The following is a 6,426-nucleotide window of genomic DNA, read 5'->3' as shown; positions in this document are numbered from 1 at the left end:
GGCGGGGGCGCGAGCGCGCCCGCGTGCGGTGCCGTCTCGTACGGCCGCAGCGCCTCCGGCTCGCGCGCGAGGCGTTTCAGCCACGCGTTCTTGTACGGCGTAAAAACCGAATAGGGGCCGCCGGCCAGCGTCAATACTTCATCCTGTTCGAAGATGACTTGATCCTTGAACGTCTGCAGGCTGCGGCCGGCCGCGCGCAGGGCATCCTGCACCGCGCGGTCGCGGGCGATGGCCTGCGGTTCGACATCGCGGTTGGTAAATACGGATTCCGCGTCGAGCGCGTCGGCCAATTCCGGAATCACCTGCGTGGCGCGCCCGTGCCGCACGATGAGATAACCTCCCATTGCATGCAGGCGCGCATCCAGCTCGCGCACGCTGTCGAGCAGAAATTGAACGCGCCGGTCGTCGGACGGCAGGCCGGCCAGGATGTCCGTATCGAACACGAACACGCCAACCACCCGGCGTGAGGAGAGCAGGGCGTGATGCAGCGCGGCATGGTCGTCCACGCGCAAATCGCGCCGGAACCAGACTAGCGAGTTTCTCAGAGTCATCTTCTGTGTGTTGAGTCAATGCAGTCCAAAATTTTACTGTCTACCATCTCTCAGGTTTGCCCCGCCGAGCGGCTTCCGTGGCCGGTCGGGCAATTCGGTGTAAACTAGCGAAAAGTCCAGCTTTTCAGCTTCAGGTACCGCGGTAAACCCGGAGAGTGAGCCAACAGAGAGTATGAGCATGAAAAAAAGTAAGGTCGGCAAGCCTCTAACCATGCCCGGGATGCCCCAGGAAGATACGCCTCTCCTCGGCACGTTGTGCGCATCCACGTCCCAGCTGAACCTGGCTAATCATTTCCTGATTGCCATGCCGTCCATGAATGACCCGATCTTCGGCGGCGCTGTCGTGTATATCTGCGAGCACAACGAGAAGGGCGTGCTCGGCGTCGTCATCAACAAGCCCACCGACATGACCATGGACGTGCTGTTTGACCGCATCGACCTGAAAGTGGCGGAAGGTCTGCGCGCCAGCGTCGAGGACGCGCCGATCATGTTCGGCGGTCCGGTCCAGGACGACCGCGGCTTCGTGCTGCATTCGCCCGGCGGCCGCTATTCGTCGTCGCTGAGCGTCACCGACGACGTCGCGTTCACGACGTCGATCGACGTACTGGAAGCCGTCGCCAACGGCACCGGCCCGCGCCGCATGCTCGTCTCGATCGGCTATGCAGGGTGGAGTCCGGGCCAGCTGGAAGAAGAGATTGCCCGCAACGGCTGGCTCACGGTGAGCGCCGACGCGCGCGTGCTGTTCGACCTGCCGATCGAGGAGCGCTACAACGCGGCCATCAAGCTGCTGGGGATCGATCCCCTCATGCTGGCTTCCGAGGCCGGTCATGCTTGATCGTTGGGGCACAACCCGGAGCCGACGCAGGTAATGGTCGACATCGTTCTAGGCTTCGACTTCGGCATCAAGCGCATCGGCATCGCCATGGGGAATACCCTGACGGGACAGGCGCAACCGCTGTCCGTCATCAAGGCGGTCGACAATGCGACCCGCTTCAAGGTCATCGGCGACCTGATCGAACAATGGCGCCCCGCGCGCCTCGTCGTGGGCGAGCCGCGCCATCCGGACGGCGCGGAGCACGACATGACCCTGCGCGCGCGCCGCTTCGCGAATCAACTGAACGGCCGCTTCAACCTGCCCGTCGAACTCGTCGACGAGCGCTACTCGTCGGCCGTCATTCCCGCCAAGCGCGGCGAGATCATCGACGCCAAGGCCGCCGCCATCATTTTGCAACAATACTTTGACGATCATGCCAACTCATATTAACGACGCGGACAGGACAGACAACTTCGATGCCGAGGCCCTGTACCGCGACCTGCTCGCGCAGGTGCGCGCGGGTCTTACGGGCGTGCCCGATGTCGCCATCGTCGGCATCCACTCGGGCGGCGCCTGGCTCGCGGAACGTCTCGCGGCCGACCTGGGCCTGCAATCCCGCCTGGGCTTCATCGACGTCTCGTTCTACCGCGACGACTATGCCCGCAAGGGCCTGCATCCGGACGTGAAGCCGACCCGGATCGAATTCAACGTCGACGGCGCGACCATCGTGCTCGTCGACGACGTGCTGTACACCGGCCGCACGGTGCGCGCTGCCATCAACGTGCTGTTCGACTTTGGCCGTCCGCAGCGTATCATGCTGGCCGCGCTGGCGGACCGCGGCGGCCGCGAACTGCCGGTGGCGGCCGATTTCGTCGGCGCGCACGCACAGCTTGCCCCTGGCCGCTCGCTCGCGCTGGCCCGCGCAGCAAACGGCCAACTTTCGCTCACGATCGAAGACGACAATGCATAACCCGCAACTGAACAAGAACGGCGAACTGCAGCACCTCCTTACCATCGAGGGACTGCCCAAGGCCATCATCAACCACATCCTCGACACCGCCTCGAGCTTCGTGAGCATCTCCGACCGCGAGGTCAAGAAGGTGCCGCTGATGCGCGGGAAAAGCGTCTTCAACCTGTTCTTCGAAAATTCGACGCGCACGCGCACGACCTTCGAGATCGCGTCGAAGCGCCTGTCGGCCGACGTCATCAACCTGAACATCGCCGCCTCGTCGACGAGCAAGGGCGAATCGCTGCTGGACACGATCGACAACCTGTCGGCCATGCACGCCGACATGTTCGTCGTGCGCCACGCGCAGTCGGGCGCGCCGTACCTGATCGCCAAGCACCTGAACGATACGAAGCAGAACCACGTGCACGTGGTGAACGCGGGCGACGGCCGCCACGCGCACCCGACGCAGGGCCTGCTCGACATGTACACGATCCGCCACTACAAGAAGGATTTCACGAACCTGCGCGTGGCCATCGTCGGCGACATCCTGCACAGCCGCGTGGCCCGTTCGGACATCCACGCGCTGACGACGCTGGGCGTGCCGGAAGTGCGCGCCATCGGCCCGCACACGCTGCTGCCGGGTGGCCTGGACCAGATGGGCGTGCGCGTGTTCACGAACATGGACGAGGGCCTGAAGGACGTCGACGTGATCATCATGCTGCGCCTGCAGAACGAGCGCATGTCGGGCGCGCTGCTGCCGTCGGCCGGCGAGTATTTCAAGAGCTACGGCCTGACGCCGGAGCGCCTGGCGCTCGCGAAACCGGACGCCATCGTGATGCACCCGGGCCCGATGAACCGCGGCGTGGAGATCGACTCGGCCGTGGCGGACGGCGCCCAGGCCGTCATCCTGCCCCAGGTCACCTTCGGTATCGCGGTCCGCATGGCGGTTATGAGTATTTTGGCTGGAAGTCACGCATGACGAATTTACATATCAAGAACGGGCGCCTGATCGACCCGGCGGCCGGCCTCGACGCCGTCCAGGACCTGTACATCGCCGACGGCAAGGTCGCCGGCATCGGCAACGCCCCCGCGGGCTTCACGGCCGCGCGCACGATCGACGCCGCGGGCCTCGTCGTCGCGCCGGGCCTCGTCGACCTCTCCGCCCGCCTGCGCGAACCGGGCTACGAATACAAGGCCACGCTGGAATCGGAAATGCAGGCCGCGGTGCAGGGCGGCGTGACGACGCTCGTGTGCCCGCCCGACACCGACCCCGTGCTGGACGAGCCAGGTCTCGTCGAAATGCTCAAGCACCGCGCGCGCCTGCTGAACCAGGCCAACGTGCATCCGCTGGGCGCGCTGACGGTCGGTTTGAAGGGCAAGGCGCTGACCGAGATGGCCGAGCTGACGGAAGCCGGCTGCATCGGCTTCGCGCAGGCCGAGGAACCGATCACGGACACCACCGTGCTGCTGCGCGCCATGCAGTACGCGAAGACGTTCGGCTACACCGTGTGGCTGCGCCCGCAGGACCCGTTCATCGGCCGCGGCGGCATCGCCCACAGCGGCCCGCTGGCGTCGCGCCTGGGCCTGTCCGGCGTGCCGGTGATGTCCGAGACGATCGCGCTGCACACGATCTTCGAGCTGATGCGCGCCTCCGGTGCGCGCGTGCACCTGTGCCGCATCTCGTCCGCCGCCGCGCTGGACCTGATCCGCGCCGCCAAGAAGGAAGGCTTGCCGGTCACGTGCGACGTCGGCGTGCACCACCTGCACATGACGGATGCCGACATCGGCTTCTTCGATTCCAACGCGCGCCTCACGCCGCCGCTGCGCAGCCAGCGCGACCGCGACGCGATCCGCGCGGCCGTCCAGGACGGCACCGTGGACGCCGTCTGCTCGGACCACACCCCGGTCGACGACGACGAGAAGCTGCTGCCGTTCGCCGAGGCGTCGCCCGGCGCCACCGGCCTGGAACTGCTGCTGGCGCTGATGCTGAAATGGGCGGCGGAGCAGGGCAACGACGCGAAAGCGTTGTCGACGGCGCTGGCGAAGATCACGAGCGATCCGGCACGCATGGCGGGCCTGTCCGCCGGCACGCTGGCACAGGGCGCAAGCGCGGACGTCGTGCTGTTCGATCCGGACACGCGCTGGACCGTCAACGCGGCCGCCCTCGCGAGCCAGGGCAAGCACACGCCGTTCCTCGGCTACGAACTGGCGGGCCAGGTGAAGGCGACGATCGTCGCCGGCCACGTCGCGTTCGAACGCTGATTGAAGATCCGGCTTGCGTGGCGCCTCGCGCGCCTCGTCCTCCACCTCGTCCAGGGCCTGGCCACCTGCGCCCTCGTGTTCCCGTGGGTGGGCGATGCCCTGCGCGAGCGCCTGATCCAGCGCTGGTCGGCGCGCCTGCTGGGCATCTGCCGCGTGCGCCTCGAGCGCGTGCCGGGCGAGGACTCGCTGGCGCACGCGCTCATCGTCGCGAACCACATCTCGTGGCTCGACATCTTCGTCATCAATGCCGTGCACCCTTGCCGCTTCGTGGCCAAGGCCGAGATCCGCGCCTGGCCCGTCGTCGGCTGGCTCGTCGCGCAGGCGGGCACGGTGTTCATCGCGCGCGGCAACCGGCGCGACCTGCGCCACATCTTCAAGGGCCTCGTGGAGGCCCTCGGCCAGCGCCGCCGCGTGGCGTTCTTCCCGGAGGGGACGACGGCCAGCCAGGGCACGGTGCTGCCGTTCCACGCGAATCTGTTCGAAGCCGCCATCGATGCCGCGGTGCCCGTGCAGCCGGTTGCGCTGGCTTACGTCGATGCGTTCGGCGCGTGGCATCCGGCCGTCGACTACACGGGCGAGACGACGTTCGTCGACAGCATCGTGCGCATCATGAAAGGCGAGCCGATCGTCGCGCGGCTGGCCTGCCTGGCGCCGATCCCGGCGGCGGGCGCGCACCGGCGCGAACTGGCGCAGGCGGCGCATGATGCGATCGCGGGGGCGCTGGGGCAGGGGCGCTGAGTCGTCGTAGTCGTTCCCGCGCAGTCGGGAACGACGAACCTTATCTTTTCCCGCCGTGCTCCCGATACTCGGGACAATCCACCTGCAACAGCGACCGGTCATCCAGGCACACGGCCGTCAGCTTGCCACCCCACACGCAGCCGCTGTCCAGCCCCACGAGATTCGGCCGCAGCACGAGCCCGAGCGCCGACCAGTGTCCGAACACGACGGTGACATCGAGCGTGCGGCGGTTGGGCAGGTCGAACCAGGGCTGCAGGTCCGTGCCTTCCGGCCCCTTGTCGCTTTCCTTGTGATGGAAATCCATGCGGCCGTCCGGCCAGCACAGGCGCATGCGCGTGAGCGCGTTGACGATGCAGCGCAGGCGGGCGATGCCCGTCAGGCCGTCGTCCCAGCGGTCCGGCTCGTTGCCGTACATCTGGCCGAGGAAGCCGATCCAATCGTCGCCGCGCAGGACAGCCTCGACTTCCGCCGCCAGCGCCATCGTCTGCGCGGCCGTCCACTGCGGCGCCACACCGGCATGTACCAGCAGGTGGGCATCGACGAACATGGCGAGCGGGCGGCGGCGCAGCCAGTCGATCAATGCATCGCGGTCGGGCGCGGCGAGGATCTCGTCCAGCGTATCGGACCGGCTCATTTTCTGGACGCCGACGGCCACGGCCAGCAGGTGCAGGTCGTGGTTGCCGAGCAGGGCGTCGACACGGCCATCGCTCGTTTCCGCCAGCGCCTTCATGCGGCGCAGCGCGCCCAGCGAATCGGGGCCGCGGTTGATCAGGTCGCCGACGAACAGGATGCGCGTACCTGGTCCCGCCGTCGCGTCGATTCGATCCAGCAGCAGGCCGGCTTCATGGGCGCACCCTTGCAGGTCGCCGATTACATAGGTTTTCATCTCGCTCACATTCGATTTTGCAGGATCGATACTAATCGATTCTTCCGGGTTTCGTACGGCGGCCCCAGCCGACGGAATTACCGATTGTAAATTGTCTTGCCCCTCAGTCAAAGTTCCGGTATTTCGTAATTCCTCGATCGGGCGACGGTCTGCGCGCGCACACTGCCGACGTCCGGTTTGCCAGCGACTATTCCGGTACAATCCCGCACGATTGCATTTAAAAAAT

At 66.5% G+C, this 6,426-nt stretch carries 8 protein-coding genes; 6 read left to right on the top strand and 2 right to left on the bottom strand.

All coding sequences use genetic code 11. The features are described from left to right. Nucleotides 1-551 (bottom strand): deoxyribodipyrimidine photo-lyase (locus tag ACEN88_RS03555; RefSeq protein ID WP_413337422.1); only part of this gene is annotated, 551 nt, incomplete at its 3' end. Nucleotides 552-729: 178 nt separating this feature from the next. Between ACEN88_RS03555 and ACEN88_RS03550 the strand changes: the two genes are divergently transcribed. The 6 genes from ACEN88_RS03550 to ACEN88_RS03525 are packed head-to-tail and all read left to right on the top strand — an operon-like array spanning nt 730 to nt 5,314. Further along, complete coding sequence (locus ACEN88_RS03550) at nt 730-1,386, top strand: YqgE/AlgH family protein (protein WP_413337421.1); 657 nt, start codon at nt 730-732, stop codon at nt 1,384-1,386. Nucleotides 1,387-1,419: 33 nt separating this feature from the next. Then, entirely contained in the window at nt 1,420-1,815 is a 396-nt protein-coding gene (gene ruvX / locus ACEN88_RS03545; protein WP_025511860.1) for a Holliday junction resolvase RuvX, read from the top strand. After that, nucleotides 1,799-2,335 carry a bifunctional pyr operon transcriptional regulator/uracil phosphoribosyltransferase PyrR gene (gene pyrR / locus ACEN88_RS03540; RefSeq protein WP_413337420.1) on the top strand — a complete coding sequence of 179 codons (537 nt, stop codon included), beginning with the start codon at nt 1,799-1,801 and terminating at the stop codon, nt 2,333-2,335. Before ruvX ends, pyrR begins: the two co-directional genes overlap by 17 nt. Continuing rightward, nucleotides 2,328-3,293, top strand: coding sequence for an aspartate carbamoyltransferase catalytic subunit (locus tag ACEN88_RS03535; protein WP_413337419.1), 966 nt, complete (start codon nt 2,328-2,330; stop codon nt 3,291-3,293). The genes pyrR and ACEN88_RS03535 overlap by 8 nt, the downstream gene beginning before the upstream one ends. After that, the gene (locus ACEN88_RS03530) at nt 3,290-4,576 is read left to right on the top strand and encodes a dihydroorotase (protein WP_413337418.1); all 1,287 of its coding nucleotides are present in this window, start codon (nt 3,290-3,292) and stop codon (nt 4,574-4,576) included. Before ACEN88_RS03535 ends, ACEN88_RS03530 begins: the two co-directional genes overlap by 4 nt. Further along, nucleotides 4,577-5,314: a lysophospholipid acyltransferase family protein gene (locus ACEN88_RS03525; RefSeq protein WP_413337417.1), complete on the top strand. Its 738-nt coding sequence runs from the start codon at nt 4,577-4,579 to the stop codon at nt 5,312-5,314. It abuts the gene before it with no gap. Between the two features lie 40 nt (nt 5,315-5,354). Here ACEN88_RS03525 and ACEN88_RS03520 read toward each other — a convergent pair whose 3' ends face one another. After that, nucleotides 5,355-6,200, bottom strand: a complete 846-nt coding sequence (locus tag ACEN88_RS03520) for a symmetrical bis(5'-nucleosyl)-tetraphosphatase (RefSeq protein WP_413337416.1) — start codon at nt 6,198-6,200, stop codon at nt 5,355-5,357. Between the last annotated feature and the right edge of the window lie 226 nt (nt 6,201-6,426).

The organism is Massilia sp. CT11-108 (genome assembly GCF_047302915.1).
Lineage (GTDB): Bacteria > Pseudomonadota > Gammaproteobacteria > Burkholderiales > Burkholderiaceae_D > Telluria > Telluria orientalis.
The sequence above is the reverse complement of the archived record's forward strand: the minus strand, read 5'-3'. Positions and strand labels throughout refer to the sequence as shown.